Source organism: Synechococcus sp. R6-10 (assembly GCF_047461815.1).
Classification (GTDB): domain Bacteria; phylum Cyanobacteriota; class Cyanobacteriia; order Thermostichales; family Thermostichaceae; genus Thermostichus.
Map to the genome: position 1 here is coordinate 1 of NZ_JANSHW010000063.1, position 3,715 is coordinate 3,715.

Consider the following 3,715-nt stretch of genomic DNA (forward strand, 5'->3'; position numbering starts at 1 on the left):
TGTGGTCTGCCCTCAGCCTGTACCCGGCCCGCTGCCTAAACCTAGATCCGCCCACCCTCACCCCCCACAGCGACTGGGTGCTGTTTGATCCCACCCACCCCTGGACGGTTTCTGCGGCCACCCTCCACTCCCGATCGCCAGCGACTCCCTGGCTGGAGAAAACCCTGTGCGGCAAAGTGCTGCACACCCATGTCGAGGGGATCCCATCCCGCAGCTCTGCCCCTTGATCCCGAAGAAGGCCGACAAGACCTGTCCGGAGAAAGAGCCAATTCAAAGAGGGGGATCCCTTCCCGCCAGCGGGACGGGGTCCCGAATTCAAAACTCCCCGGCCAGAGCGGCTACACAACGCTCACACAGCTCTGGATGTTCGGCAAATTCCCCCACACGGGTGGAATAGTTCCAGCAGCGCACGCACTTTTGGCCGTCAGCCGGAAAAACAGAGATCTGCAAGCCTTGACCTGAGGCCTTCTCCAGTTCCACCTGTGAGGTGATGAACAAGTAGCGCAACTCGGCAGACCGCTCCTGCAAAAGAGAGTACAGGCTGGGATCCGCTACCTTCAGGATTACCTTGGCCTCGGTGGAAGCGCCGATGGGCTTAAAGGACTCCGTCCCGCTAACGCGACCGGTACGGGCTTGCTCCAGAGCCTTGTTCACCTCTTGGCGCACCTCTCGCAGCTGCTCCCAAATGGCCGCCAACTGGGGATCCCGCCAGTGCTCCGGCAGCTTCATCCACCCCCCCTCAAACACCGAACGGGTGGGCTTGGGATAGGGCAGATGGCTCCAAATCTCTTCGGCCAGGTGGGAGAGAACGGGGGCGATGGCCTTGGCCAAGTTCTCCAGCAACAGGGAGAGCACCGTTTGACATTGGCGCCGCCGTAGACTTTGGGCATGGCTAATGTAGAGGCGATCCTTGGCAATATCCAGGTAAAAGTTGGAGAGATCCACCACACAGAAGTTCTGAATCGCCTGGAAAAAGCGGTAGAACTGATAGCTGGCAAAAGATTCGCCGATCTCGGATCCCACCTCGTGCAGGCGGTGCAAAATGTAGCGGTCTAGCTCCGTCAAGGCTTCAAAAGGGACGGCATCCTGAGTTGGATTGAAGTCGTAGAGGTTGCTCAGCAAAAAGCGAGCTGTGTTGCGGATTTTGCGATATACATCCGCCATTTGCCCAAGAATGGTCTTACCCAGCGGCACATCCCCGGAGTAGTCCACACTGGAGACCCATAGGCGCAGCACATCTGCCCCATAGGCGGGATCCGTCTGGGGATCTTTGCCGCCGTTGATTAACACCAGCGGATCGATGACATTCCCCAGGGACTTGCTCATTTTCTGGCCCTTCTCGTCCAGCACAAACCCATGGGTGAGCACCGCTTTGTAGGGGGCATGGCCGTTGACGGCCACGGAGGTGAGCAAACTGGATTGGAACCAGCCTCGGTGTTGGTCGGAGCCTTCCAAATACAGATCCACCGGGTAGCCCAACCCCTGCGCCTTGGCCACTGCCGCCCAGGAAGAGCCGGAGTCAAACCACACGTCCATGGTGTCCATCCCTTTGCGGTAGGTGCGGCCATTGTGGCGGTACTGCTCCGGCAGCAACTCCTCCACCGGGCGCTGCCACCAGGCGTCGGATCCCTCCTGGGCAAAAATGGCCTTGATGTGGTCGAGGGTCTCGGCGGTGAGCAGAACCTCGCCGGTTTCTTCGTCGTAAAAGACGGGGATGGGCACGCCCCAAGCCCGCTGGCGGGAAATACACCAATCCGAGCGCTCCGACACCATAGCAGTGATGCGGTTCTCCCCGATGGCCGGGATCCATTTCACGGTTTTAATGGCCTGCAGGGCCAGCTCCCGGAAGCCAGCTACAGACGCAAACCACTGCTCGGTGGCCCGGAAAATCGTTGGCTCTTTCGTGCGCCAGTCGTAGGGATATTTGTGGTTGTAGGGCTCTTCCTTGAGCAAAGCCCCCGCAGCCTGCAGAGCCTGGATGACAGCAGCATTGCCGCTGGTCTCCGGCTTCTTGGAGAGCACATCCAACCCGACGAACTGGGATCCGGCCTCGGCGGTAAATCTCCCCTGATCGTCCACAGGGCTGAGAATGGGCAGACCATACTTTTGGCCGGTTTTGAAGTCATCTTCCCCATGCCCCGGAGCTGTGTGCACAATGCCGGTGCCGGACTCGGTGGTGACATAGTCCCCCAGCACGCAGAGGCTGGCGCGGTCAAAGAGGGGGTGCCGTCCTTGACTGTATTCCAGGGCGGATCCCGGCAGGGTGGCCTTGATCTCCAGAGGCGTCTCCAGAACCTTCTCCAGCCGCTCCCGCAGATCGGCGGCGATCAACAGCAGGCCGAAGCGGGGAGACTCCACCACTGCATAGGTGAGCTTGGGGTTAAAGCAGAGAGCCAGGTTGGCCGGGATCGTCCAAGGGGTGGTGGTCCAGATGGCCGCCCGCAGGCCCGGCATGAAGGGCTCTAAAATCGGCTGCGCCGCTGCGCTGAGGCTGTGCAACGGGAAAGCCACATAGATGCTGCGGGAGATGTGGTTGTCAGGATATTCCAGCTCGGCTTCCGCCAGAGCCGTCTGGGAGCTGGGGCTCCAGTGGACGGGTTTGAGGCCGCGGTAGATGTAGCCCTTGAGGGCCATTTGTCCAAACACCTCAATCTGTGCGGCTTCGTACTCCGGCGACAGCGTCAGGTAGGGCCGATCCCAGGATCCCCATACCCCCAGGCGCTGAAAACTGGCCCGCTGCACATCAACGTAGTGCAGGGCGTACTCCTTGGCTTTTTGTCGCAGCTGCAGAGGGGTGAGGTTTTCCCGCTCCTGCGGAGTGAGGCTTTGCAACACTTTCAGTTCGATGGGCAGGCCGTGGCAATCCCAGCCGGGCACGTAGCGCACCTTGCGCCCCTGCAGGATGTGGTACTTGTTGACGATATCCTTGAGGATCTTGTTGAGGGTGGTGCCCATGTGGATATCGCCATTGGCGTAGGGCGGTCCATCGTGCAGGACAAAGGGATCCCCAGGATTGTTGTCGGCAAGGCGTTGGTAGATTTGCTCTTCCTGCCAAAAGGCTTGAATGGCGGGCTCTCTCTTGGCAGCCTCTGCCCGCATGGGAAACTGAGTTTGGGGCAGGTTGAGGGTACTTTTGTAGTCCACGGCAACTCGAGCAACCTAAAGGGCGTCTCTCTATCCTACGCTGTCGCCTCATCCTCAGCAGTCCATCCCTCACCCCTCTTGTGGGACAGGGGATCCGAAGCCCACGGTCACCCAGAGCGCCTGGAGCTCTCAAACGGCTCCAACAAACCACCGCATGAACTCCCTGATCGAGAAAACAAGAAAAGATTTGTGCTAGTCTCAGGGTGTCGTTTAGTAAGGGAGGTTCCTGCGGATGCCAGATAGTAGTAGTTGTAAGGGTCGTCAAGTTGGGTTCAGCCGGCTGTGCGCCGGGGCTGTTCTCTAACGGTCTGAACTTAGATCCTTCAGTCTGCTGAAGAGTCTTCACGTTCTGGCTCGCTTGGAGTTCCTCCCGGCAGTCAGGTTCCAGTTGAAGGCCCGCTAGACCGCTCTTTCCCTGACCGCCTGTTGTTGCCTTGGGGGTGGGAGAGAGCGGATAGTTTTGCAGATAGCTGTAGCGGGGCTTGGAATGGACGGGCGTGTAAACTACCCGGCTCCGACCGCTAAGCGGTACGGAGCGGGCTTTCAGTAGCCCTGAGCCTGCTCTGCCCTA

Annotated in this window: 1 protein-coding gene and 1 pseudogene; one reads left to right on the forward strand and one right to left on the reverse strand. The window is 59.5% G+C overall.

What is annotated here, in order from left to right:
* Nucleotides 1-227: pseudogene (locus NW837_RS02045) on the forward strand (dihydroorotase); the annotation flags it as partial.
* An 88-nt stretch (nucleotides 228-315) separates the two neighbouring features.
* Here the strand turns inward: NW837_RS02045 and ileS are convergent.
* Nucleotides 316-3,099, reverse strand: a complete 2,784-nt coding sequence (ileS, locus tag NW837_RS02050) for an isoleucine--tRNA ligase (RefSeq protein ID WP_414329047.1) — start codon at nucleotides 3,097-3,099, stop codon at nucleotides 316-318.
* Between the last annotated feature and the right edge of the window lie 616 nt (nucleotides 3,100-3,715).